Raw genomic sequence first — 24,220 nt, 5'->3', positions numbered from 1 at the left:
AGTGGACGGCCGCCGGCCGCCGCCACCACGGGCCTCACCCCTCTCCTCAGCCGCTTCCCCCTCACGCAGGCCACCGATGCACAGGTCAGCCGCTTCCCCCTCACGCAGGCCGCCGATACACAGGGCGGCGTGATCACCCTTGTGGCAGCAGGACCGGTGCCAGTTCACGCCATTCGCGGTCCGGCAAGGCGTCCGGGTCCGCCGTGAGCACCTGGAGGCACACGTGGTCGGCGCCCGCGTCAAGGTGTTCCCGCACCCGGCGGCGGATCGTCTCCTCGTCGCCGTACGCCACGATCGCGTCCACCAGACGGCGGCTCGGCCCACCGTTCGGGCCGCCGGTGAGGTCCGCGTCACCGAAACCAAGCCGGCGCAGGCTGGCCTGCTGGTGCGGGGCCGCGTCGACGTAGAAGCCGACGTGCGCGGCGGCGACTTCGCGGGCGCGCGCGAGGTCGGTGTCCAGAACTACGGCCTGTTCGACGCCGAGGAAGGCGTCCGGGCCCGTGATCTCGCGGGCCCGCACGGTGTGCTCGACGGGTACGAAGTAGGGATGCGCGCCCCCGGCACGGGTCGCGGCGAGCTCCAGCATGCGGGGGCCGAGCGCGGCCAGCAACCGACGCGGGGCCGGGTCTCCAGCCGGACTGCCGACGGGCGCCGCATCCATGGCGTCGAGGTAGGCGCGCATCGCGGCCGCCGGTCCGCCGCGCCGAAGGCCCTTTCCTTCCCTCCCGCTTCCCTGGCCTTCGTCCGCCAACTGCACGGTGGTGTCGACCCGGTGGCCGCCCAGCCCGAGGACGTACCGCCCGGGAAAGGCCTCGCCGAGGGTACAGGCCGCGCTCGCCGTCGCGACCGGGTCGCGGCGTTCGATGCTGGCGATGCCGGAGGCGACGGTGAGGCGCCGGGTCGCGGACAGCAGCAGCCAGGCCTGGCCGACGGTGTCGCGGCCGAACGCCTCCCCGTACCAGATCGCCCCGTACCCCAACTCCTCGATCTCGGCGGCTGCTTCACGTACGAGTCCGGCGGGCCGGCCGTCGAAAGCGAAGGTCCAGATCCCGACCCGGCCCAGCTCGCTGCGTGCACCGGCGTGCGTCATCCATGTCTCCTTGACAGCCCACCCGCGACGCACGGACGCACGCCTCAACCGGGAGCGACTGGTGACAGCCGCGCAGGAAGTGTTCGCCGAGGCGGGACCCGAGGCATCGCTCAACGAGATCGCCCGGCGGGCGGGGGTCGGCCCCGGGACCCTCTACCGCAATTTCCCTCACCGCCAGGCCCTGTTGACGGCGGTCCTGCAGGAGCGGATCGAGAGGCTCTGCACGCTCGCGGACGACCTTCTCGGCGCGGAATCGGCCGACGAGGCACTGGAGGAGTGGCTGTACGCCTTCATGGAGCACGCCCGCCTCAACCAGGGAATGGGCAGCGCTCTTCTCCTCAAGGAGGACGCGGCACCCCTCGAAGAGTCGGTCCCTGCCGAAGGAAGGGCTCCTGAATCAACAGGCGTCGACTGCCACCGCATGATCCAGAACGCGGCCCACGCACTCCTCACGCGCGCCCAGCAGCGGGGCACGGCGCGCGCGGACCTCTCTTGCGACGACCTGATCCCGCTCGTCGTCGGTATCGCCCTGTCCACGACCCACACCGGTGTCCGGCAGGACGAGGAGCAGCCCCGACGCCTGCTGGGGCTCGTCCTGGACGCCGTACACGGGAGCAGCCGACGCGGGTGACACCTGCCGCCTCCCGCTATGCGCCCCGCCCGCCCTCCGCCTGCCCGGCCCCCGCCTCCCCCATCGGGAACATGATCGGGCTGAGCAGGTGTTGCGTACGCTCCGGACTCGGACCGTTCCGCATGCGCGGCGCGATCGCAGCCTGCAGGTCCCCCACCAGCTCAACGAGTTCGTCACGGCTGAGCCAGAGCGCATGCTGCCGGAATCCCACCAGGTCGGCGGCCGGGTCCGCGTCGCCCCGGTCGAGGTAGGCACCGAACTCGGCGAGCAGAACGGCCGTCGCCGCGGCGAATCCCCGGCGGTAGTCCTCCGTCGCGAGCCGCACGGCGGGGTCGGCCGAATCGTCGGCGATGACAGCCCGCTCCCTGCCCACAGCTGCCACCTTTCCCAACCGGTCCGGCTCCGGTGGGCCCGCCGTAGTGCTGCTTCCGGGAGCAGGACTGGTCGGCCCGGACTTCCTCAACATCCAGGCGGGAGCGGCGGAGTTCACGACGAGCGTGCTGTACGACCGGGCAGGAACGGGCTGGAGCGAACCGGCCACCCTGCCCCGCACCCCCACCGAGGTGACGGTCGAGCTACGCGATCTACTGCTCCTACTGGACCCCGGCCACGAGGACATCCTCGCGTACATGTCGGAGGAGGTCGCCGGGGTCAGCGGGCAGCTGAAGCCCGATCCGGAGCAGCTGCCCGACCACCTCACGGAAGAGCAGGTCCGTGGGGCGCGCAAGCAGTGGGCGCAGCTGTACGCGCACTGGCCGACTTCGGTGCGCGAGCGCCTCATCGAGCACAACTTGGCATCCTGGCGCACCAGCGTGATGGAGTCGCTGAACTTCGAGACCGAGGTGTACGAGGAGCTACGGGGCGGCGGCGCCCTGCCCGACGTACCACTGATGGTGCTCACGGCGGGCGGGACCAACCCGTACTGGGCGCAGATGATGCCGGAGAGGCTGCTGCGGGAGGCGCACGACGGCCTGCGAGCCCTGCATGCAGCCATGACCGCAGTCGTCCCCCGGGGCGAGCACCGCGAGATCGCGGGCGCTTCGCACCAGTACCTCCACATCGAGCACCCCGACGCGGTCCTCGACGCACTGCGGAAGCTGCACGCCAAGGCGTGAACCCTCTGCAGGTACGCCACCGCCGTCAGCGGCCTCATCTGGCACCATTCGGCGCCAGATGAGGCCAACCGAAGCCATTTTGACGCCAGTTGCCCCCTAGAGGTGTTGAAGTGGCGTCATTCTGATGCCAGACTGGCACCACGGAGGAGGTCACGCCTAGCCGTGACCCCTTACCTGCCTTGGAGGACACATGCAGCACGAAACGTCGGCCTGCCCGGCCGGGCACGGCTCCCGACAGACCGAAGGACCTGAAAGGACTCAAGGGGCTCAAGGGACCGAAGGGACTGAAGCAGCGGATCTCCGCGAGCGCGAGCCCATCGCCTTCCCCACCGCACGCCCCACCGGCTGCCCCTTCAACCCACCCGCCGAACTGGGCGAGTTGCGCGAGCAGGACCCGCTGGTGCCGCTGCAGTTCCCCGACGGGCACGTCGGCTGGCTGGCCACGGGGTACGACATGGTCCGGTCACTGTTCGCCGACCCCCGCTTCAGCTCGAAGTACGAGCTCATGCACTACCCCTTCGCGGACATCGGCGAGCTGCCGTCCGCGCCGGTCGGCGACATGACCGGGATGGACGCCCCCGAGCACACCCGGTTCCGCAAGCTGCTCATGGGCAGGTTCACGGTCCGCCGGATGCGCGAACTCACCTCGCGCGCCGAACAGATCACCGCCGAGCACCTGGACGCGATGGAGCGCCGCGGCGGACCGGTGGACCTGGTGAAGGAGTTCGCGCAGCCCATACCCGCACTGATGATCTGCGAGCTGCTGGGGGTGCCCACCGTCGACCGGGAGAAGTTCCAAAAGTGGACGTTGCAGCTGACCACCCACGTCACCGACCAGCAGGCGCAGGGCGAGGCGATGAATGCCCTCGGCGAGTACATGCACAAACTGGTGCTCGTCAAACGCGCCAACCCCACCGACGACATGCTCAGCGATCTGACCAAGAACGACCTCACCGACGAGGAACTCACCGGTGTGAGCAGCTTCCTGCTCGCCGCAGGCCTCGACACCACCGCGAACATGATCGCCTTCGGTACGTTCGCCCTGCTCCGCAACCCGGCCCAGTTCGCCGCCCTGCGCGAGGAACCGTCCCTCGCCCCGCAGGCCGTCGAGGAGCTGATGCGCTATCTGACCATCGCCACGACCACCGTGAAGTCCGCACTGGAGGACGTCGAACTGGACGGCAGGCTCATCAAGGCGGGACAGAGCGTCGCGATGTCCATCGAGGCCGCCAACCGCGACCCGCTACGCTTCCCCGACCCGGACACCCTCGACCTGCGCCGCAAGGCCACCGGCCACCTGGGCTTCGGCCACGGCATCCACCAGTGCCTGGGCCAGCAACTGGCCCGGGTGGAAATGCAGGTGGCGATCCCCGCACTGGTCAGCCGCTTCCCCGACCTGCGGCTGGCAGTTCCGTCGGAAGACGTACCGCTCCGTACGGGCATGAGCATCTTCGGGGTGCACAGCCTCCCGGTGACCTGGGGCGAGGCGTAGGGCGATGACGGAACCCGAACACGACGAGCGCCACGACCACGACAACCACGACGTGGAAGTCAGGGCCGACCGAGAACGCTGCCTCGGCGCCGGGATGTGCGTGCTGACCGCCCCGGAGGTGTTCGACCAGGACGCCGAGGACGGCCTCGTCCTCCTGCTCCGCACCCGGCTGCCGCACGCGGACAGGGACCTGGAGGACGCCCGGGAAGCGGCCGGCCTCTGCCCTGCGGAAGCCATCACGCTGGTGTGAAGGACATGCCGGTGTGACGGACATGGTGGTGTGAGGGGCCGGGGCCCGGTGCGCCTACGGAGCCGCGGGCAGCGACGCAAGCCACTCGGTCAGGATCCGGTTGAGCTCCTCGGGGCGCTCCTGCTGGATCCAGTGGCCGCAGCCCTTGAGGAGGTACGTCCCAAAGAGCCTGGGCAGAGTGACGGGATACGCCTCGATCGCGTCGGCCAGCCAGACGGTGGAGGCGTCCTTGTCGCCCCCGACGAACAGGGAGTGCTGGGTGATCGGGGCGCTGTCGAAAGCGGCGAGATCCTCCCAGTCCCGGTCCATGTTCCGGTAACGGTTGAGCGCTCCGGTCAAACCGGTCCGCTCGAACTCCCCGGCGCAGACGTCGAGTTCTTCCTCGCTGAGCCAGCCGGGCAGGCGCCCCGTGGGGAACCTGTCCCGCAAGGTGCCGTCGGCGGCAGTGAAATGCGGGTCCGGCTCGTCCGCCCCGGGCATCGTGTCGGCGGACAGTGCGGCGTAGAAGCCCGCGAGCCACCCCCGTACATCGGGCTCAATCTCCGCCTCGGCCCGTCCGGGCTGCTGGAAGTAGGAGACGTAGAACTCCTCCCCACTCCCCCCTGCACTCATCTGTGCGAAGACCTCGCTGGGCCGTGGGCCGCCGCGCGGGGTGTACGGCACGCTCAGCAGCCCGACGGCACGGAAGACGTCCGGCCTGACCAGGGCGGAGTTCGCTGCGATGGTCGCGCCCCAGTCGTGCCCGACGACGACCGCGCTCCGTTCCCCGAGCGCGTGCACCACGGCGACGTTGTCCTCGACGAGGTCGAGCATCCCGTACGCCGCTGCATCGGCGGGGCGGGAGGAACGGCCGTAGCCGCGCACGTCGACGGCGACCGCCCGGTATCCGGCCGCCGCCAGCACCGGCAACTGGCGGCGCCAGGAGTACCAGGACTCCGGAAATCCGTGTACCAGCAGCACCAGCGGCCCACTGCCCTGCTCCACCACATGGATCCGTCCCGCGGGCGAGGGAACCAGACGGTGGGTGGGGCCAGGGGCAGGGGCAGGGGCAGGGGCAGGGGCATTGCTCCGGGCGGGCTGCGGCATGGGGCACCTCCGGGTCCAAAACGGCGTACGGCTCTGTCAACGATCATCCGGCGGGCGGAAAGGACCCGCCAATCCTGTTGCCGTTCCAGCAAGTTGAGGTGCGGATCCACACCTACTCACGACCGGTTGACTTGAAGCGCGCTCCAACACCTAGCGTCCGGGTCAGAAGATCCAGCCCCGTCAGACCCCATCAAGCCGCCGTCAGACCCCATCGGTCCCCGTCGGACCCCACCAGCCCCAGGAGGCAGCACCATGACCAACGTCCCCACCCGATACTTGGGCGAACTCGCGGTCTCCGCGCAGGGCCTCGGTTGCATGGGCATGAGCCACGGCTACGGCGCCACGGACGACACACAGTCCATCGCCACACTGCACCACGCCCTCGACCTCGGAGTGGCTCTCCTCGACACCTCCGACTTCTACGGTGCCGGGCACAACGAGGAACTGATCGGCCGGGCCGTCGCCGGGCGCCGCGACGAGGTGGTACTGGCCACGAAGTTCGGCTTCGCCAACCGCCTGGGCGAGCCCACCCGGCTCCGCGGCGATGCCGCCTACGTGCGGCAGGCCTGCGAGGCATCGCTGCGTCGGCTCGGCGTCGACCACATCGACCTCTACTACCAGCACCGGGTCGACCCGGTGGTACCGATCGAGGAGACCGTCGGGGCGATGGCCGAGCTGGTGCAGGCCGGAAAGGTCCGCCACCTGGGGCTGTCCGAAGCCGGCGCAGACACTGTGCGGCGGGCGCACGCGGTGCACCCGATCGCCGCGCTGCAGAGCGAATGGTCACTGTGGACGCGCGACCTGGAGGCTGAGATCGCACCGGTCTGCCGCGAACTCGGCATCGGACTGGTCCCGTTCTCCCCGCTCGGACGCGGCTTCCTGACCGGCCGCTACCACTCGGTCGAGGGGCTCGCCGAGACCGACGTACGCCGCAGCCAGCCTCGCTTCGCCGACGGCAACCTCGAACGGAACCTGGCGATCGTCGCCAAGCTGAACGCACTGGCTGCGGCAAGGAAGGTCACCGCCGGCGAACTCGCCCTGGCCTGGCTGCAGCACCAGGGCGACGACGTGGTGCCGATCCCCGGCACCCGTCGCCAGCAGTACCTGGAGGCGAACCTCGCGTCCCTCACCGTCGACCTGTCCCCCGACGACCTCGCCGCCATCGAGGCCGCAGCCCCACCCGAGCAGGTCGCAGGCACCCGCTACGACGCCACCAGCCTCACCTTCGTCAACGGCTGAACCCCATCAGCTCGGTACGCACTCGACCACGGCCCGGTGGTCGGAGGCAGGGGTTCGGCGCAATTCCATCATCCCTGCCCGGCCCATCGGATCAGAGCGGATCGAGCAGCATCAGAACCTCGTCCCGGTAGTCCTCCGGCGCAAACCGCAACGCCCCTGCCCAGCGGCCGACTTCCTTCCAGCCGTGGCGTGCGTAGAAGCCTTCGAGACCAGCACCGCCGCGTGCGGCGAGATGGAGCTGTTCCAGCCCCATCTCGTCCCGGGCGATGCGTCGTACCTCCTCCAGGAGGGCGGCGCCGTGGCCGGCGCCCCGTACTCCCGGCCGGGTCTGGAGGTGGTGGAGCGTGCCCCAATGGGCAACCAGGTCGAACGGGTCCCGGCGCAGGCACAGCCAGCCGGCCAATGCGCCGTCGCCAGTCGTCGCAGTGAGAAGGCGGCAGCTGTCCGACGCGAGGCCGGCGACGAGCGCGTCGACCGCTCGGGCCGCTTCGGGCAGGTCGATCGGAGGAAAGGGAAACCCGGCCGCCCCGCCGGAGTTGGTGACCTCGACCCAGCACTCGGCAAGCAGCCGGCTCAGCTCCGGGGTGACCTGTCCGGGCGCGACGAACTCCTGCAGCAGGGCAGGCCCTTGGGGTTCGTCAGCCATCCATGCATCCTGACACGTAACGGGGGTCCTGGCACAGACGAGTACGTGTTGCCGCTCTCGGGTGGCATGATCCTCACTCATGGGCGAATGGTCTTTGCAGTCGGGGCACGGTGTCCGCTTCGAGTGGGGGCCTGCGGGCGCGGCCCGTCTCGCCGCGGACGTCGCGTGCCTGGTCGTCGTCGATGTACTTTCCTTCACCACGTCCGTGAGCATCGCGGTGGAAGCCGGAACCCGCGTCTTCCCGTACCGCTGGCGCGACGAGAGCGCCTTCGCCTACGCAGCCGAGCACGACGCCAAGCTGGCCGTGGGCCGCCGCATGGCCTCCGCCGCAACGCCCTGGACCCTCTCCCCCGCCGCCCTGCGAGGTGCCCCCTTCACGCCCCGGCTTGTCCTCCCCTCCCCCAACGGGTCCGCCATCGCCGCCTCCGCGAACGGTTCCACAGTGGTCGCGGCCTCCCTGCGGAACGCAACCGCCGTGGGCCGATGGCTCACCGCCCGGGGCTACGGCCGCGAGGACCGCCCCGTCGGAGTGATCGCCGCGGGCGAACGCTGGCCCGACGGCAGCCTCCGCCCCGCGCTGGAGGACCTCCTCGGTGCCGGAGCAGTCATCGCCGCCCTGCGGGAGTCCGCCGACCCCGGCCTCTCCCCCGAAGCCACCGCGGCCGCGGCCGCCTATACCGCGGTTGCCGACGTGAACGCCACCGTCACTGACTGCTCCTCAGGACGCGAACTCACCGAGGGCGGCTTCGCCGAAGACGTCGCCCTCGCAAGGGAGTTGGACGTCTCCACCACCGTCCCGACCCTCACCGACGGCGCCTTCACCGCAACTGACTGAAGCCCCTACCGCCCCACCCGTCAGCCGAACTCATCACAACCCGCTGAGCCACCCGCCCCCACACAGAGTCCGTCGTACCGCCGCCCTCACCCGCCTCGCCCGCCTCGCCCGCCTCTCGCAACCAGCTCAACGCCTCACCGAGCACCCTGAAATCACCCTCCACCAGCCCCTTCCGGGGGTCGACACGGTGGAGCAGGGCACACCCCGGGTGATGGTCGGAAACCCAGTCGAGATCGGCTTCGCCGATCTCGTCGTCGACCCAGGCGAACGGGCGGCCTGCTGCCAGATCAACCAGGGCCCGGGTCTTCCAGTGCCTCCCAGCACGGGCATCCAGCTCCTCCAGTGCCGCGCGTCCACCGGACTCGTCCGGCTCGGGCTGGTCCACCACCGGCAACCGCGGCAGACCGAGCAGCGGGGCCACGCACTCGTTCGCATCCTCCCCCCAGGTGGTCGCCCACACCAGCTCGCACGGCAAGGCCATCAGCCGAGGGCCGTTCCCGGGGTTGACCCTGGCCAGGAGAGAGGCTGCGGTGTGCTCCGCCGCACCGATGGCCGTCCGGTACGTCGAATACTCCTGCGGCGGTGCACCGAAGGGGATGAGCGGCCCGTCAACGTCGAGGAAGAGAAGCGGCTCCCGATACTGCGAAGCAGAGCCAATGCCGAGGTAAGAGTCAGAGCCGGTCACGGGCGCACCTTACTGGCTGCCCCGCGCTGATTGCCCCCTTGGTCGTTGTACCAACGCTCCGACAAGTCGGCGACGAGACTTGTCCTGCCGGCCGCGCTAGGCCTTCTTCCCCGCGGACTCTTCTGCCTCCCGTGCCACCTCCTCCAACCGCTCCCGGTACTCCTCCCAGGAGAGGCCCTCCGTCGGCGGCATGTTCTCGTTGCCGTCCTGCAGTCCGGCGGCCCCGTCGACGAGTTCACGGATGATGTCCGCATGGCCGCCGTGCCGGTTGGTCTCGGCGAGCATGTGGACCAGGACCCGGTGCAGGGACACCTCGCTCCGGCCCTCCGGCCAGTGCGGGACGCGCCCCGTGGAGTCCCAGGACAGGGCTTCGATCGTGGCGTCCGAGTGGGCGCACGCCTTCCGGTACAGGCCGACGATGTACTCACGGGGCTCGTCGGCGGCGGCCCACATGTCCACCGTCGGGTCGTCGTCGAACTCCTGCAGCCAAGGCATCGGCTCCCCGGTGAACGGGCGCCCGAAGGTGTCGCCGAAATACCCCACCTCACAGCCGGCCAGGTGTTTGAGCAGCCCCAGCAGATTGGTACCGGTCGGGGTCATCGGGCGGCGGGCGTCGTACTCCGACAACCCCTCGACCTTCCAGACCAGCGCTTCGCGGGCGGACTTGAGGTAGTGATGCAGTTCCTGCTTCGGATCCAATGAAGTCATGCCCCCACCATCGCATCCAGCACTGACAATCGCTTGTTGTGCGGGCAGCACCTCAATCCCTCACCCGGGCAGGCAAATTGACGGCCTCGCCACGCTCGGAGCCAGGTGGGCCGGGCGTCTGACGTTGGCCGTTCGCCCCCTACTTACGGTCTTGCTCCGCGCCCGTCGGCGCCGGCCTGGCAGCCCTCCAGACCGGCACCGACGGGGCCACGTCACGCAGGGGCGCCGAGCGGCGGGTGCTCGAGCACGCGGGGCTTGTACTCGACCAACTGGATGCGGCCGTCGAAGGTGCGGTGCTCGATCATGTCGAGGGCAACGTCCGGATAGCCGTCGTAGATGCGTTCCTCGCCCGTGGCCCCGGTGATCACCGGGAACATCACGACCCGGAAGCGGTCGACGAGTCCGGCTCGTAGCAGGGACCGGCACAGGTTGAGGCTGCCGATCGTGCTGAGGAGCCCCGAGCCACTCGACTTCATGGCGCGGACCGCCTCGACAGCGTCGTCGCGGACGAGCGTGGAGTTGGACCACGTCAGTGGCTCCTCGAGTGAGGAGGAGAACACCACCTTCGACGCCTGCGTGAGCTCGTCGACGGACTCCTCTTCTTCGGGCCTGAACTCGTCTTGGCCCTTCGGGACCTCGCCGGCGGCGAAGCCCGACATCAGGCGGTAGGTGTTCGCTCCCATCAGGTAAGTGACCTCGGGCTGCTCTCCGAGCCAAGCGAGGTACTCCGGGCCCTCCAGGCCCCAGAAACCAGGCCAACCCTCTCCCGATGCATGGCCGTCGAGGGAGGTGATGAAATCGACAAGAAGCTCCGACATGGCGGTGTCCTTTCCTGGGGTGTCACGAGCTTGGACCGACCGCGAGCAACAAACTCATCGGTCACACCGTGGAGTAACGAGGAAACGGTCTGGCCAACCATCACGCTCAGCCGGGCCAAGGACAACACTCAGGGGCCAACTGAAAAGCTGCGACTGCATGCTTCAGATGGCGCCATCCGCCAGATCAAACACTCAACCTCCACCTCCATCCGACCCGGAACGATTCACCGTGACTGATCTCGAAAAGAGCTTCACGGACTACCCCTGGTCTGGGCATGATTCCCACCGTGCATGTGGACAGGAGCCATCGCGGGCAGGGACGGTACGCGCTGACGGACACAGGAAGCGGCCACGTCTGGGGCGTCTGCGCCGAGGTGGAGGGATTGTTCCGGGAACCCCTGCGCGGGACGTACGAGCTGTTCGGCTGGGTTTCGGATGGAGCTGAGGTCCCCCGCGGCTGGGTCGGTAGCAGGGTGTGGCTGGTGCCGGAGGACAGGACGCTCGATGCCTGGCTGCTGGAGGACGCGGAGAGTCTCGGGCAGTACCCGGGGGCGGACGGTCTTGTGCTCACCGGTCTGGACGACTACGTGGGCCCGCCCGAGGGGCACCGGGGGCGTGTCCGGCTGCACGACGGGTACCGGTGGCTGGGTTCCTGCCGGGAGTTCGCCCGCGTCCTGCCGCCCGAGCAAGTGGAACCTCCTCTCGTCCTGCGGGGGCTTGCCCCGAGTGATCGGCTACGGCGGGCACTGGCTACGGGCACCCGGCACACGCTGGACCTGGAAGAGGTCTGGCTTGAGATACGGGACGACCGGGGCGAACCGCTCACCGATCGACTGCTGCGACCCAAAGTCCGTACGTGGCAGCCGTCCTCCCGCGGAACGGAGCTGATTGATCTGGAACTCGACGGACACCTCGCACCCGTACCGGGATACGCCCGTCCAGTATGGGAGCGCTGGCTTGCCGGCCCGCCGGACACCTCTGGTGCTTGGGCCGGGCTCGAGACCCGCCGGATTGGGGCCTGGCTCGATCTCGTCCGGGAGCGGGGCTGTCGGCTCAAGCACCAGGACCGGCAGGCCGAACACTCGTACGAGCTGGATGGCCGGCACATCACGAACGAACCAGGCCTCTACCTGGCACTCGGCGAGGCCGTCAACGGGCCGGGCGGCTACTTCGGCGGCTGCTTGGACGCCCTCGTGGACTGTCTGCGCGGCAACTTCGGCTATACCGCTCCCGCGACCTTGGTCTGGCGGGACGCTGCGACTGCACGCAAGCACCTGTCCCGCGTCCTGGCGCCAGAGGGTGAGCAATATGACCTAGTCGCCCTGGTAATCGAAGTTCTGGCCGAGGGCGGGATGCACGTGACCCTCACGTGAACTTGCCGAACTGCCGCGGTAGTGAATTCAACGCTGCTGCCGGTCCGTTGGACTACAGGGCGGAAGCCAAAGTGGTTCCGGATGCCGAAGAGGCAGGCGAGGGCGTCGTAGGCGTTGCCGTTGTTGAGTAGGAAGAGGTCGATGGTGGCGTGCCACACGGAGTCCTCGTCGTCGGGGCCTCAGAGGCGGGCATCTGGCCGGCACTCGATCATCCCGCTGACTTCGGTAGACATGAACGCATGTTGCCCGTACGGCCTGTGAGTCAGCACCTGCTTTTCCTACGACCCGCTTCGCCAAGTGGGCAGGTGCCGCTATCCGCCATGCCCCCAGCACCGGCCTCCCGTACGGCTTTCCGTGAAGACCCCGCAGGTATGAAGCCGGCCCGCTACTCTGCCCGGCAACTCAAGCGCACAGCCCCGCCAAGTCAACGGCGCACTCGCCAAGTGAAGGAAGCGCTCAGTCACAAACGCTCAGTTTCGATCCCCACTGCTCCACCGGGCCCCTCCCCAGGGGTCAAAAACCCACAGGAACCCCACTGGAGGCCTCTCGCCACCCTCTTGACCCCATCACACCGGCAGGTGCGAGATCGGGGGCGTGAGGCCCCATTCTGTGGGTCGATTTTCGCCCCAGTTTGCGAAATTTGAAGCCTTCAGCCGAGTTGTCCGATCGATCTGGCTTCGCTTCACCCTCTGGATTAAATACGGTGCAGTACCGTATCGTTTCGATCCATGATGATCGATCACGGTTCTCCCTCTCCCAGGCCACCCGGCCGCCCGCGCAGCCGAGAGGCCGACGAAGCGATTCTCGCCGCAGCCCTCGACCTACTCATCGAGCGAGGCATCGGCTGGACCAGCATCGAGCAGATCGCACGCCGAGCCGGAGTCACCCGCGCGACCGTGTATCGCCGGTTCCCGAACCTGACCGAACTGCTGGTGCGAGCGGTCGAGTGGGAGTTCCGCGGCGCCGACACCGACACCGACGATCTGCCGGGCTGGCCCGACATCGACGCCATGGTCACCGACTGGGCCGGCCAGCTCAGCGACCCTCGCGCCCGGCGCCTGATCCGGCGCCTGTACGGCACGCTGGACGACCTCCCGGAGCTGCTCCGCGCGTACGACACCGCCCACGGCAGCCGCCAGGGCCGAGCCGTCCGCACCACCCTCGAACAGGCCCGCAGCGCCGGTCTGCTCCCACCGAGCAGTGACCCCGAAGTCCTCCAACAAGTCCTCAGCGGTGCGGCGTTGCAGCACCTGGCCGCCCATCCCGACAGCACCGGCGCGGAAGAGATCAAGGCCTACTTCCTCGCCGTCCTCCAGCAGACCGGCCTAGCAGCAACGGCCCTCACCCAACGAAGGAGCACAGACCGATGACCACAACGAAGCAGGACAACCCTGCCTCCCCGGGCAGCATGTCGTGGTTGGGAACGGACATCCGCCGTGCCCGCAAGCAGGGCCCCTGCGGCCTGACCCGCCGTCAGCAGGCCCGGTTAGCCGACGCCGTGGCCCGCGCCCGCAGCTTCTCGCCGTACTACCGCGATCTCTACCAGGGCCTCCCCCCGCGGGTGGACGACCCGACGCTTCTGCCGGTCACCGACAAGCAGCAGTTGATGACCCACTTCGACGACTGGGCGACCGACCGCGCAGTCACGTACGAGACCGTGCGGGCATTCACCGACGACCCAGAACTCATCGGGCAGCGGTTCCTCGGGCAGTACATGGTGGCCACCACGTCGGGGACCAGCGGTCGACGCGGCCTGTTCGTACTCGACGACCGCTACATGGCCGTGGGCGCCGCGCTCACCTCTCAAGCGCTCGCCACCTGGCTGGGCCCCCGTGGCATCCTCCGGGCTGCGGCCCACGGTGGGCGATTTGCCCAACTGGTCGCCGCCGACGGGCACTACGCGGGCTTCGCCGGTTACCGCCGCGCATTGCTCGAAGGCGGCTGGCGGAGCAGAATCCTCCGTTCTTTTTCCGTCCACACACCCATGCCCGAACTGGTGGCACAGCTCAATGCCTACCGACCCGCCGTCGTCATTGGATACGCCAGCACGATCATGCTGCTCACCGCAGAGCAGGAGGCGGGCCGCCTGCACATCGACCCGGTACTGATGCAGCCCGCAGGCGAAACGATGACCACGGCCGACACCGACCGCATCGCCGGTGCCTTCGGCACCACAACCCGCACGGTGTACGCGGCGACCGAGTGCACCTACCTCAGCTACAGCTGCGCGGAGGGTTGGTACCACGTCAACAGCGACTGGGTGGTGGTGGAACCGGTCGACGCGGATCACCGGCCGACTCCGCCCGGCGAGCACTCGCACACCGTACTGATCACCAATCTCGCCAACCGGGTGCAGCCGTTCCTGCGGTACGACCTCGGCGACAGTGTCCTCCAGCGTCCCGATCGCTGTCCTTGCGGAAGCCCGCTGCCGGCGATCCGAGTACAGGGCCGTGCGGGTGACATCCTGACCTTTCCGGCCGACGGCTCCGGCGACCCCGTCCGGCTCAGCCCGCTGGCGTTCAGCACGCTGTTCGACCGCACTCCCGGAGTGGAACTGTTCCAGATCGAGCAGTCCGCGCCGACCGTACTGCGGGTACGGCTCCGAGTCGCTGACGGTGCGGACCCGGACTCCACATGGCAGGCCGTACATCGGGAACTGACCCTGTTGTCCGCGGACAACAAACTCGGCCACCTGACCATTGAGCGGGCAAACGAACCTCCGCAGCAGTCACCCGGCGGCAAGTTCAGGGCTGTTGTCCCGCTCGCCTGATCCTTGAGATTGCGGGTTCCCGCAGCGGGATGTGTTGTCCGCGGACAACACATCCCGAGCTCAACAGCCACCCCGCTGCCGCTGCCCGGCCACCCCCGGTGTTGTCCGCGGACAACAAAACCCGGATTCAACAGCCACCCCACTGCCGCGGGCCAGCCGCTCCTGGTGTTGTCCGCGGACAACAGAACCTGGGCTCCGCAGCCACCCCACTGCCGCGGTCCAGCCGCCCCTGGCGTTGTCCGCGGACAACAATCCTGTGCTCTCCGGGCCGGCCCGCCCGCCCCACGGGGCTGGCCTCATCGGGTCATGTGCGCGCCACCGTTCACGTTCAGGACCTGCCCGGTGAGGTGACGGGCCGCCGGAGAAGCGAGGAAGGCGACGGCGCCCACGATGTCCTCGGGCGTACCAGCCCGACCGGTCGCGGTGGCAGAGATCAATGTGCTGCGGCGTTCTTCGGACAGGTGGTCACGGAAGAACTCCGTATCGGCGATGTATCCCGCGGAGACGACATTGGCGGTGATGCCACGGGCTCCGAGTTCCACAGCGAGGCTGAGGTTCCAGGAGGCGAGTCCCGCCTTCGCAGCTCCGTACGAGCCCGAGCCCTGGTCGGCGGCGATGGACCCGATCTGCACCACGGTGCCGTCGGCGGACAGCCGGTCCTTCAATGCCCGCGTCGTCAGCGCGGCGCCCACCAGATTCGCATCGAGATTGGCTCGGAAGCCACGGGCGTAGGAAGCCAGGTCGGTGGCAGCGTCGGCGTCAAAGTCGGTGTTGCCACCCGCATTGTTGACCAGCACATCGATACTCCCGGGCAGTTCAGCCAGAAGCCTGGTGAGCGCGGCAGGGTCCGTGTGGTCACAGACCACGGCTCGCACCTTGTCGTTCTGCGCGGCCATCTCTTGGAGCGGCTCGGCTCGCCGACCCGTCACGACGACGGCATCACCCTGTGCCGCGAAGTGCTCGGCGATGGCTCGGCCGATACCCGTACCGCCACCGGTGACGAGGATGTTGCGTGTCATACGATGCCTCCAAGCATTCTCATTCAGACCTAAATTTAGATCTAAACGTAAACAGGGGAGTGGCACCTTGGCAAGCGAACCCGTGATCCCGGACGAGGGCGGGCCGTACCCAACCGACGGCGCGTCCAGATATCCCGTCCAAGACATCGCCGCCGCCTGGGAACGCGAGCGCCCGGGCACCCCCGTTTCCTCGATCGGCATCGTCACCCCGATCTGGCGCCTCGCCAAGCTGCTGGGCGACGACCGCCGACGCGTGCTCGCGCAAGCCGGAGTGGACGCCGCCACGCTCGACCTGCTCAGCGTGCTACGCCGAAGCGGCACCCCGTACACCCTCAGCACACGCGAACTCAGTCGTCGTTCCCTGGTCACCGCCGGCGCCATCTCACAACGCGTTGCCCGCGCGGAACGCGAGGGCCTCGTCACCCGCCGCCCCGGCGAAGGCCGCCCCCGCAGCGTCCAGATCACCCTGACCCAGCTCGGCCACGATCTGGTGGAGACGACGGTGGATCAGGTGCTGAGCCGTGAGGCCCAATTGATCGACGGCCTGACCACGGTCCAACAGACCCACCTCACGGAACTGCTCCAGGCCCTACTCCAGGATGTTCAGCACCGGCTCGGCGACGACCGGATCGCCCACGTGGGAGAAGACTGACGCAGCCGAACGGACAGGGCCGACCGCAGGCCTGACGGCAACCGGTGTTGTCCGCGGACAACAGAACTCCGGGGCCACTCCCCCAACACCTGCCCACAGCTCGAGTCCAGATCACCCTCCACTCGTGCTTTGCGAGTGCTGTGAGAGCGACGACATGTTGTCCGCGGACAACACATCCAGCCTCCGCCGAAGACAGCCGATGCTGCTTCCGGAGTGCCTGCGGCTCCCCCGCCGATCCCGTTTGTTGTCCGCGGACAACAAACGGGTGTTGTCCGCGGACAACAGATGGAGTCATCAGGATGGGTTCTGCCCCGGTGTCGGTGACCAGACTCCGGCCGCTGTCCCGTCCCTTACATGCTGTTCGTAGACAGTGACTTTCCCGTGGATCACATCGAGGCTCGCGGTCAGGCCGGCGATCTTTGTGCGCACACTCCGCTCGTGCTCCTGAAGCATCGCAAGGCGCTCCGGTTCGTTTCCCGGACCTGAGCGGACGAGTTCGGCAAAGCGTCTGAGGGTGGCGATCGGCATGTCCGAGTCACGGAGTCGGCAGCACAGGACGAGCCAGTCCACATCCGCCTGCTCGTAGATCCGTTGCCCGCCACTCGTACGCGGGATGTCACGCAGGAGAAGTCCCTCGCGCTCGAAGAACCGAAGCGCATGGACGCCCAGTCCGGTCATCTCGGAAACCTTGCCGATGGGCAGCCCGCCGCCCGCCTTCTCCGACTTCGACTCGTGGATCATGGCCCTGAAGATACCTTGACCTCGCTTGCACTCTAGGTTTTAGCGTCACCCGTATGACCACGAAGCAGCAGAAGATCGGAACGGGCTTCGGTGCCCACAGCACGGCTGACGACGTACTTGCGGGCATCGACCTGACCGGCACCACAGCTCTCATCACGGGTGGCTATTCAGGCATCGGGCTGGAGACCACGCGCGCCCTCGCGCATGCGGGCGCCCAAGTAGTCGTGCCCGCCCGTCGCCCCTCGCTTGCCGCAACTGTCCTACGCGGCATCCCCGGCGCAGAGACCCATGCACTCGACCTGGCAGATCTGGAGAGCATCCGCTCCTTCTCCGAACGCTTCCTTGAGACCGGCCGCACTCTCGATCTCCTCATCAACAACGCGGGCGTGATGGCCTGGCCGGAGACCCGGGTGGGACCCGACGGCTGGGAAGCACACTTCGCCCTCAACCACCTCGGTCACTTCGCGCTCACCCACCGGCTCCGTCCCGCCCTCAGCCCCAACGGATCCCGAGTGGTGACGGTGGCTTCCTCCGGGCACTTCCTCTCCGAGATCCGCTGGGACGATCTCCACTTCCGCACCGGCTACGACAGGTGGCTGGCCTACGCCCAGTCCAAAACCGCCAACGCACTGTTCGCCCTGCACCTCGACAGCCTCGGCCCAGACAACGGCATACGGTCCTTCGCCGTTCACCCGGGCAGCATCCTCACCCCGCTGCAACGCCACATCCCTCGCGAGGACTGGCACGCCCAGGGGTGGACCACTGAGGATGGCAGTCCCGCCGCCGGCTTCAAGACCCCTCAGCAAGGCGCTGCCACGACCGTATGGGCAGCGACCTCGCCCCTGTTGGACAACGCCCGCCGGGGAGGCGCCTACTGCCAGGACTGCGATCTTGCCGAGCCTGCCACGAGCGATGACATGCTCGTCGGTGGCACCAAGCCCTGGGCAACCAACCCCGCTGCAGCGGCCCGCCTCTGGGAACTCTCCAGCGAACTGACCGGCCTGAACACCTTCTGATCGCCTCTACAGCTACCGACGCGAGGCTCCCGTGTTGTCCGCGGACAACAAAATCCTCCTCGCCGAGACAGTCTGCGCGTGCGGCACCCGAGAAGCCTGCACCAGGGGAGTGGGGGAGGGGAGAGCCGTAGTTGTTGTCCGCGGACAACACATGCCCGCGGACAGCACCGGCCTACCGCGCTTCGGCCCGCGACGCTCCGGTACGGGTCGTGGGGTTCGGGCAGGTGGAGACCGAGTTCACCAGCGTGTGCACCAAGGTCACTGACCTCGGCAAGAATCAGTGCGGACATTGCCCAGTCCAGTCCCTCCGGTCCCTCCGCCGTCGTGTGCCAGTCGATCACCACTGGGCCCCGAGCAGTCAGCATCACGTTGTTCGGATGCAGATCGAGATGGAGAATCCGGTCCCCGGGAAGCGCGGCGACCCGGGCCGGTACCGCGTGCAGGCGGTGCAGGAGTTGGGCGAGTGTCGCCGCTGCATCTTGTTCGGTGATCTCGCCCGCCAGCCATGCCTGAAGCATCGTCTTCCCATGCAGCCGTTCCATCACCATCTCCGACGGGACGTCAGTGATGCGGACGGTCGGCACCGGGAATCCGCTCGCCGCGAGATGCATCATCACGGCTACCTCGTTTCCGGTGTCCTCCCCGTGCCGATACCGGCGAAGCACCCACTCCGCGTCGAGCGCGAACACCTCTGCGCTGCGCCCGGATCCCAGCAACCGGCCTATTTTCATGAGCCGCCCGCAGCCGGGGGAGTGGGGTTGCGGAGGAACGGTCGGTCCCGGGGCGTGACTGCGTCAGCCGGTCCGGCGGCCCGGAGGACGACATCCAGAGCTCGTTGCGGCTCCGTGGTGTACATGCCGCTCGCCCAGGCAGCATTCGCCTCGATCACCGCCCAGCCCCCGCCGACCTTGCCCACGTCGACGACGATGGCGGAGGGAAGCGTCCCAGAGCATGCCGACAACAGCTCTGCCCCGAACGCTGCCGCGTCCTCGCTCAGCGGCCCAAGGCTGAGCCGTCCGTTCTCCGAGTACCGGCTGCCGGCGTGGACCGCCCCGTCGAGCAGATACAGCCGGTACTCGGCGGCGAACTCCACCACCTCACTCACCAGTACCGGGGTCTCCGGGGCCACCTCGTCCGGGCCGGGCAACCGCGATCCATCGGTGTAGACCAGGGCCCGGATCAGCTTGTCGTTGGGGGACTTGATGAACACCGGCCGCCGCAGGTCGTACGCCTGACGGATGGTCATGAGGTGGATTTCGCGCCCCGTGTAGGTACGGGGCAGCAGGGCAAGCCAGTCCTCGGGTGCCTGCAGCAGGCCGATGCCCAGTACGGGCGCCACGACGTCCGCAAAGCTGGGCCCAGCATGAAGGTGCTCGGCGTGCAACTCGGCAGGTACGTCGAGGGTCGGCAGCTGCACCGTGGGCAGGCCTCGTTCGTGCGCGGCGTCACGCATCGCCTGTGCGGAGGCAGTGAGCCGGGGCGGCAGTACGAGCGTCACGCCTCACACCCCGCAACGCGCTGCCCCGCGACTCTCGACCCCGCAAGCATCGTCAGCGCCTCACAGCGCAGCCCCGTGATGTTGTCCATCGGGCCAGTATCGCCCCGGGATTCGCGGGGGAGGAGAGAGGAGGGAGGGGAGAGGAGGGAGGGGAGAGCGGGGGAAGCGAACACCAGGAACACCGAAGGGGCGCGCCCCGGCAGCCGACAGCCGGAAGCGCCCCCCTTCGGACGGCCAGGTTGCGAATCACATGTGTTCGTGCAATTCCTCGACGAGCGCAGCGAGTTCTTCACGGCTGAGGCCGGCCGCCAAGGTGCGGGCCTGTTCCGCCGGGGTCGCACCGAGCTGCTGTACGAGACGGCGGGCGGCATCGGACTGGGATGTTCCGGCGGCGGCGGGACGGCTCTCGGCAGCAAGGTCGGCGGAGTTGTTGTCCGCGGACAACAACTCCGGTTCGTCCTTCGCCTGTTGCTCAGACGCCTGTGCGGGTACCGCGATCGGCGCGGGTGCCGCAGCAGAAGCAGGAGCAGGAGCTGCGGCAGAAGCAACTGTGGGTACGGGTACAGGTGCTGCTACCGGCTCGGGAACCGGGTCAACCGCACCAGGAGCCGAGGACGTCTCCTGCACAGGGGCGGGCTGCGCAGTGTTGTCCGCGGACAACACCCGCTCCGCCTCGGCCCGTTCGGCTTCGGCCCGCTCCGCTTCGGCTCGTTCGGCTGCCGCCTCCGCGGTCCTCTGCGCCAGCGCCTCTTCGGTCGGAGTCCGTCCCTGCTGCTTGATCTGTTCGGCGAGCGCCTTCGCTTCCTCTCGTGCCCGGGTCTCCTGCTCCCGCTGCTCCCTGAGGTAACGAAGCAGGCCCGGTACGTCCAGCCCTGGCTCGTCCTTCAGCCGCCGTGCCAGCAGCCGGCCGTCACGCTCGGGCAGCGAGCCCGTGCTGAGCATCCCCTGGAGTTCCTCGGGAAGTTCGAGAAGGGCCAGCTGATTGGTGACCCAGGAGCGGTCGCGCCCGAGCCGCTTCGCCGCCCGTGCACGGGCGCCCGTCGCGGACTCCTCACTGCACACCAGCACCAACTGCTGGACACCCCTGGCACGCTCGACGACGTCGAAGTCCTCGCGCTCCAGGTTCTCCTTCAGTAGATGGTCTATGAACGCCTCGCGGGAGGACGCCAGATCGTCGCGTACGACGAAGTCCAGTGCTTCCAGGCCCACGTGATAGGCACTGCGGTAACGCCGCTCGCCGTTGATCAGGACGTACTGGGCCTCCCCGATCGTCGCCTCGTGCTGCGGCCACACCTTGAGGTAGGCGGCGCGCGAGATGGCTACGCATGCGGCGAGCTGCGTGTTGCGGAGCTCCTCGCCGAAGCGGGTCATCTCCTCGGCCGAGCCGAAGTTCCGACGCGGGTTGAGGGGGGTCGGGGCGACCTCTTCGAGGCGGATGCGGGAGAGCTCGTACGACGGTACGTCCCCCTGGACCAGTGCCTTGGCCCGGCCACGGGCGCTACGGCCACGCGGGACGCCACCGAAGGAGGAACCGGTGCCGAGCCGGTCGGCGACGCTCATGAGGTGATCCTCCGTGCGATGGTGCGCATGATCTCGGACTGCTCGCATTCCGGGGCGTAGGTGAGCAGCGGTTGCTTGAGGCGGACCGCCTCACGCTGTTCCTTGCGCTCCGGCATGATGCCGATGACCGGCGGATCCCCGATCGCCTTCCAGCTGTCCAGTGAGGACGTGGCGATGTAGCCCTTGCGGCTGTCGTACATGTTGACGATGAAGCCGAGCATGGTGATCTCGACCTCCATGTCCGCGGTCAGATCCTGGATCTGGTCGAAGAGCATGTCGTACGCGTCGGCGGAGGAGTCCTCGGCGAGGACGGGCACGAAGACGCCGCAGGTCTCGGGCTCCTCGTCCTCACGGGTCCGGCAGTAGTAGAGCGCGGTGTCCATGGAGTAGCCGAGGCTCGGCGGGCAGTCGACGACGATGTAGTCGAAGTCCCGTTCCAGCGGCTCCATGGCCTTCTCCAGAGCCGTCTCCTTCACCCGTACGAAGCGACTGGTGGCCAGCTTCGCGTCGAGCAGGAACGCGTCCTTGCACGCGGGCAGCAGGAACAGCCTGCCCGCGAAGCCGCTTTCCTCTATCGGGACGAGCAGCTCGCGCAGTTCGCCCTTGGCCTCGCCGAGCATGTGCTTGGCCAGGCTGGGCTCCTCGATACCGAAGAGCTGGTAGCCGAGCTGCTTGGTGAGGTGGCCCTGCGGGTCGAAGTCGATGAGCAGGACGCGGTTTCCGGCCTCGGCGAGGGCCTGGGCAACCCCGGAGGAGGTGGCGGTCTTACCGACGCCACCCTTCTGGTTGCCGAAGATGATGCGGCGTGCGCCGTTGGGGCGGGCGGGGCGGCGGGGGGAGGGGTGGGCGCCGAGCCACAGGCGGATCGCCTGCGCGATGCCCTGGTTGAAAGGGAGGCCGCGTTCCTTGCAGTCGTCCTTGAAGTCCCCGTACAGACCGGTGGGGAGGTAAGTCGAGAAGGAGCTGCCGCCGGTGGTGTCCACGATGGGGTGCTCGGACTTGTCCGAACGCCATCCCTGAACGCCCTCGGTGACGGCATCCTTGATGTCGACGCCCAACTCGGCTGCTCTGACTTTGAGTTCCTGGCGCAGGGAGGCCGGAAGCTTCGCTACTACCTTTTCCCGGTCGTCCGGGGAATATGGGACGGTCATGCGGTTACCTTACTCACCTCGCCGGGGGTTTTGGTGACATTGGGACCAGGAAGGCACTGCGTGTCGGTTGGTTGCAGGGGCTGCTGACGGGGTGTCGGCGGAACAGGAGCCTGCCGTGGGCGCCTGATTCCGGCGGGTTTCTCCCTGGCCGGACGGCGATTTCACACCCCTGCCAGCAACATCCCTCCCATGGTCACCATCGTCGCCGCCACGACCCCGTCCAGCACCCGCCAGGCTCCTGGCTTCGCCAGCAGTCCGCTCAGCAGGCGCGCCCCGTACCCCAGCGTCGTGAACCAGGTCAGGCTCGCCAGGATCGCGCCGCCGCCGAAGGCCCAGCGCAGCGAGCCGTGGTCGGTGGCGACCGAACCGAGGAGGAGGACGGTGTCGAGGTAGACGTGGGGGTTGAGCCAGGTCATGGCCAGGCAGGTCAGGACAGCGGCGCGGACCGAACCGGTCGCCTTTCCGGCCGCGCTGAGAGCGGCATCGGGGGCGGGGCGCAGTACACGGCGGGCGGCCAGGATTCCGTAGCAGATCAGGAAGGCACCGCCTGCGAGACCGACCGCCGTGAGGGCTGCGGGCCATGCCGTGACGAATGCCCCGACGCCCGTCACTCCGAGCGCGATGAGGACGGCGTCGGACACTGCGCAGATCGCGACTACCGCGAGGACCGCATGACGGTGCGCCCCTTGGCGGAGGACGAAGGCGTTCTGCGCGCCGATCGCGACGATGAGGGCGAGTCCGGTGCCGAAGCCGGCAAGCACGGCCGCGACGATTCCTGAGGTGCTGTGGGTCATGCCTTCGACGATATGAACCAGCCACTCTTCAGTCCAGCTAAAGATTCTTAAGTACCATTAGCTCTCGTGATGGACGAACTTCCGCTGGACCAGGTGTACACACTGCTCGCCGTCGTGGACGAGGGCACTTTCGACGCCGCAGCCGCTTCCCTGCACGTCACCCCGTCCGCTGTCAGCCAGCGCATCAAGGCTCTGGAGCAGCGCACCGGGAGGGTGCTGCTGATGCGGTCGAAGCCGGTACGGCCGACGGAGTCCGGGGAGGTCGTGGTCCGGTTCGCGCGCCAACTCACCCTGCTGGAGCGGGACGCCAGGGCCGAACTGGGGCTCGCCGAAAAGGACCAGCGCCGGCCCACCACACGGCTGGCCATCGCCGTGAACGCCGACTCCCTCGCGACGTGGTTCCTGCCCGCTCTGCAACGGGTTCCGCAGGACCCGCCCGTCTGTTTCGAGCTGCGCCGCGAGGACGAGGCGCACACCACGGCACTGCTGCGCGAGGGGCAGGTGATGGCTGCGGTGACGTCGTCGCCCGACCCTGTGGCTGGGTGCACGGTACGGGCACTCGGGCTGGCACGGTATCTGCCGGTGGCGAACCCTGAGTTCGAGGAGCGGCATCTCGGGTCGGGACGGCTGGTGGACCGGCTGCGCGAGGCGCCAGTGATGGTCTTCGACCGTCGGGACGATCTTCAAGACGGTCTCGTACGGTCGATGGCGGGCGACGGCAAGAACGCACGGGGCGCGAGCCCACTGCGGCACTACATCCCCACCTCCGAGGGCTTCTGCGACGCGATCGTCGCCGGGCTGGGCTGGGGCCTCGTACCTGAGCCGCAGGCGCTGCCGCTGCTGCGCTCCGGGGCGCTCACCCTCCTCGCGACCGATCGCACCGTGGACGTACCGCTGTTCTGGCAGCAGTGGAAGCTGGACTCGCCCGCGCTGGTCGCCGTCGCGAGCGCGGTGGCTGAAACAGCTGCCGAGAAACTGCTCCCGCCACGCTGAAAGCGGCTGGGGGCTCGGGACGGCTGCCGGGCGCCCATCGCTCCAGGCAGCGTTAGGC

At 68.4% G+C, this 24,220-nt stretch carries 24 protein-coding genes and 2 pseudogenes; 12 read left to right on the top strand and 14 right to left on the bottom strand.

The window, feature by feature from the left end; all coding sequences use genetic code 11:
* Positions 1–133 precede the first annotated feature (133 nt).
* On the bottom strand, positions 134–1,090 hold the full coding sequence (locus AB0D18_RS19980) for a TIGR03620 family F420-dependent LLM class oxidoreductase (protein WP_362419899.1): 957 nt from the start codon (positions 1,088–1,090) through the stop codon (positions 134–136).
* A 61-nt stretch (positions 1,091–1,151) separates the two neighbouring features.
* Here AB0D18_RS19980 and AB0D18_RS19975 point away from each other — a divergent pair, with 61 nt between their 5' ends.
* Positions 1,152–1,721, top strand: a complete 570-nt coding sequence (locus AB0D18_RS19975; RefSeq protein ID WP_362419896.1) for a helix-turn-helix domain-containing protein — start codon at positions 1,152–1,154, stop codon at positions 1,719–1,721.
* A 16-nt stretch (positions 1,722–1,737) separates the two neighbouring features.
* Here the strand turns inward: AB0D18_RS19975 and AB0D18_RS19970 are convergent, their stop codons facing one another.
* On the bottom strand, positions 1,738–2,094 hold the full coding sequence (locus AB0D18_RS19970; protein ID WP_362419893.1) for a hypothetical protein: 357 nt from the start codon (positions 2,092–2,094) through the stop codon (positions 1,738–1,740).
* Here AB0D18_RS19970 and AB0D18_RS19965 point away from each other — a divergent pair.
* The 3 genes from AB0D18_RS19965 to AB0D18_RS19955 all read left to right on the top strand — a co-directional run bounded on the left by AB0D18_RS19965 (position 2,072) and on the right by AB0D18_RS19955 (position 4,578).
* Complete coding sequence (locus AB0D18_RS19965) at positions 2,072–2,836, top strand: alpha/beta hydrolase (RefSeq protein ID WP_362419890.1); 765 nt, start codon at positions 2,072–2,074, stop codon at positions 2,834–2,836. The two genes, AB0D18_RS19970 and AB0D18_RS19965, sit on opposite strands and share 23 nt — an antisense overlap.
* 190 nt (positions 2,837–3,026) lie before the next feature.
* A complete protein-coding gene (locus tag AB0D18_RS19960; RefSeq protein WP_362419887.1) occupies positions 3,027–4,328 on the top strand; it encodes a cytochrome P450 in 1,302 nt (433 codons plus the stop codon).
* 52 nt (positions 4,329–4,380) lie between these two features.
* Positions 4,381–4,578 (top strand): ferredoxin, encoded by a 198-nt coding sequence (locus AB0D18_RS19955; RefSeq protein ID WP_362420120.1) that lies wholly within the window; start codon positions 4,381–4,383, stop codon positions 4,576–4,578.
* 54 nt (positions 4,579–4,632) lie between these two features.
* On the opposite strand, the gene AB0D18_RS19950 is transcribed toward AB0D18_RS19955, so the two are convergent.
* Positions 4,633–5,664, bottom strand: coding sequence for an alpha/beta hydrolase (locus AB0D18_RS19950; protein ID WP_362419884.1), 1,032 nt, complete (start codon positions 5,662–5,664; stop codon positions 4,633–4,635).
* A 252-nt stretch (positions 5,665–5,916) separates the two neighbouring features.
* Here AB0D18_RS19950 and AB0D18_RS19945 point away from each other — a divergent pair, with 252 nt between their 5' ends.
* Positions 5,917–6,903 carry an aldo/keto reductase gene (locus AB0D18_RS19945; RefSeq protein ID WP_362419881.1) on the top strand — a complete coding sequence of 329 codons (987 nt, stop codon included), beginning with the start codon at positions 5,917–5,919 and terminating at the stop codon, positions 6,901–6,903.
* A gap of 91 nt (positions 6,904–6,994) precedes the next feature.
* On the opposite strand, the gene AB0D18_RS19940 is transcribed toward AB0D18_RS19945, so the two are convergent.
* On the bottom strand, positions 6,995–7,549 hold the full coding sequence (locus AB0D18_RS19940; protein WP_362419878.1) for a GNAT family N-acetyltransferase: 555 nt from the start codon (positions 7,547–7,549) through the stop codon (positions 6,995–6,997).
* Between the two features lie 79 nt (positions 7,550–7,628).
* Between AB0D18_RS19940 and AB0D18_RS19935 the strand changes: the two genes are divergently transcribed.
* Complete coding sequence (locus tag AB0D18_RS19935) at positions 7,629–8,384, top strand: 2-phosphosulfolactate phosphatase (RefSeq protein WP_362419875.1); 756 nt, start codon at positions 7,629–7,631, stop codon at positions 8,382–8,384.
* A 115-nt stretch (positions 8,385–8,499) separates the two neighbouring features.
* On the opposite strand, the pseudogene AB0D18_RS19930 reads toward AB0D18_RS19935, so the two are convergent.
* From AB0D18_RS19930 to AB0D18_RS19920, 3 genes and pseudogenes are all read right to left on the bottom strand, one after another.
* A pseudogene (locus tag AB0D18_RS19930) lies at positions 8,500–9,042 on the bottom strand (HAD domain-containing protein); the annotation flags it as partial.
* Between the two features lie 123 nt (positions 9,043–9,165).
* Complete coding sequence (locus tag AB0D18_RS19925; protein ID WP_362419872.1) at positions 9,166–9,777, bottom strand: DinB family protein; 612 nt, start codon at positions 9,775–9,777, stop codon at positions 9,166–9,168.
* 212 nt (positions 9,778–9,989) lie between these two features.
* Complete coding sequence (locus AB0D18_RS19920; RefSeq protein WP_362419869.1) at positions 9,990–10,595, bottom strand: dihydrofolate reductase family protein; 606 nt, start codon at positions 10,593–10,595, stop codon at positions 9,990–9,992.
* A 275-nt stretch (positions 10,596–10,870) separates the two neighbouring features.
* On the opposite strand from AB0D18_RS19920, the gene AB0D18_RS19915 reads away from it, so the two are divergent.
* From AB0D18_RS19915 to AB0D18_RS19905, 3 genes are all read left to right on the top strand, one after another.
* Positions 10,871–11,968: a barstar family protein gene (locus AB0D18_RS19915; RefSeq protein ID WP_362419866.1), complete on the top strand. Its 1,098-nt coding sequence runs from the start codon at positions 10,871–10,873 to the stop codon at positions 11,966–11,968.
* A gap of 728 nt (positions 11,969–12,696) precedes the next feature.
* Positions 12,697–13,338: a TetR/AcrR family transcriptional regulator gene (locus AB0D18_RS19910; protein WP_362419863.1), complete on the top strand. Its 642-nt coding sequence runs from the start codon at positions 12,697–12,699 to the stop codon at positions 13,336–13,338.
* Positions 13,335–14,738 (top strand): phenylacetate--CoA ligase family protein, encoded by a 1,404-nt coding sequence (locus tag AB0D18_RS19905; RefSeq protein ID WP_362419860.1) that lies wholly within the window; start codon positions 13,335–13,337, stop codon positions 14,736–14,738. Before AB0D18_RS19910 ends, AB0D18_RS19905 begins: the two co-directional genes overlap by 4 nt.
* 296 nt (positions 14,739–15,034) lie before the next feature.
* Here AB0D18_RS19905 and AB0D18_RS19900 read toward each other — a convergent pair whose 3' ends face one another.
* Positions 15,035–15,757, bottom strand: coding sequence for an SDR family oxidoreductase (locus AB0D18_RS19900; RefSeq protein WP_362419857.1), 723 nt, complete (start codon positions 15,755–15,757; stop codon positions 15,035–15,037).
* Positions 15,758–15,839: 82 nt separating this feature from the next.
* Here AB0D18_RS19900 and AB0D18_RS19895 point away from each other — a divergent pair, with 82 nt between their 5' ends.
* The gene (locus AB0D18_RS19895) at positions 15,840–16,409 is read left to right on the top strand and encodes a MarR family transcriptional regulator (protein ID WP_362420117.1); all 570 of its coding nucleotides are present in this window, start codon (positions 15,840–15,842) and stop codon (positions 16,407–16,409) included.
* A 294-nt stretch (positions 16,410–16,703) separates the two neighbouring features.
* Here the strand turns inward: AB0D18_RS19895 and AB0D18_RS19890 are convergent, their stop codons facing one another.
* Complete coding sequence (locus tag AB0D18_RS19890) at positions 16,704–17,150, bottom strand: MerR family transcriptional regulator (protein WP_362419854.1); 447 nt, start codon at positions 17,148–17,150, stop codon at positions 16,704–16,706.
* 53 nt (positions 17,151–17,203) lie between these two features.
* Between AB0D18_RS19890 and AB0D18_RS19885 the strand changes: the two genes are divergently transcribed.
* The gene (locus AB0D18_RS19885; RefSeq protein ID WP_362419851.1) at positions 17,204–18,166 is read left to right on the top strand and encodes an SDR family NAD(P)-dependent oxidoreductase; all 963 of its coding nucleotides are present in this window, start codon (positions 17,204–17,206) and stop codon (positions 18,164–18,166) included.
* A 293-nt stretch (positions 18,167–18,459) separates the two neighbouring features.
* Here AB0D18_RS19885 and AB0D18_RS19880 read toward each other — a convergent pair.
* The 5 genes and pseudogenes from AB0D18_RS19880 to AB0D18_RS19860 all read right to left on the bottom strand — a co-directional run.
* A pseudogene (locus tag AB0D18_RS19880) lies at positions 18,460–18,897 on the bottom strand (phosphotransferase); the annotation flags it as partial.
* On the bottom strand, positions 18,894–19,664 hold the full coding sequence (locus AB0D18_RS19875) for an ATP-grasp domain-containing protein (protein WP_362419848.1): 771 nt from the start codon (positions 19,662–19,664) through the stop codon (positions 18,894–18,896). The pseudogene AB0D18_RS19880 and the gene AB0D18_RS19875, both read right to left, overlap by 4 nt.
* A 246-nt stretch (positions 19,665–19,910) precedes the next feature.
* Complete coding sequence (locus AB0D18_RS19870) at positions 19,911–21,224, bottom strand: ParB/RepB/Spo0J family partition protein (protein ID WP_362419845.1); 1,314 nt, start codon at positions 21,222–21,224, stop codon at positions 19,911–19,913.
* The gene (locus AB0D18_RS19865) at positions 21,221–22,375 is read right to left on the bottom strand and encodes a ParA family protein (protein ID WP_362419842.1); all 1,155 of its coding nucleotides are present in this window, start codon (positions 22,373–22,375) and stop codon (positions 21,221–21,223) included. Before AB0D18_RS19865 ends, AB0D18_RS19870 begins: the two co-directional genes overlap by 4 nt.
* Before the next feature lie 161 nt (positions 22,376–22,536).
* Complete coding sequence (locus AB0D18_RS19860; RefSeq protein WP_362419839.1) at positions 22,537–23,169, bottom strand: LysE/ArgO family amino acid transporter; 633 nt, start codon at positions 23,167–23,169, stop codon at positions 22,537–22,539.
* 69 nt (positions 23,170–23,238) lie between these two features.
* On the opposite strand from AB0D18_RS19860, the gene AB0D18_RS19855 reads away from it, so the two are divergent.
* Positions 23,239–24,162: a LysR family transcriptional regulator ArgP gene (locus AB0D18_RS19855; RefSeq protein WP_362420114.1), complete on the top strand. Its 924-nt coding sequence runs from the start codon at positions 23,239–23,241 to the stop codon at positions 24,160–24,162.
* The last annotated feature ends 58 nt before the right edge of the window (positions 24,163–24,220 follow it).

Origin of the sequence: Streptomyces sp. NPDC048442 (assembly GCF_040651475.1) — a bacterium.
GTDB lineage: Bacteria > Actinomycetota > Actinomycetes > Streptomycetales > Streptomycetaceae > Streptomyces.
The sequence above is the reverse complement of the archived record's forward strand: the minus strand, read 5'-3'. Positions and strand labels throughout refer to the sequence as shown.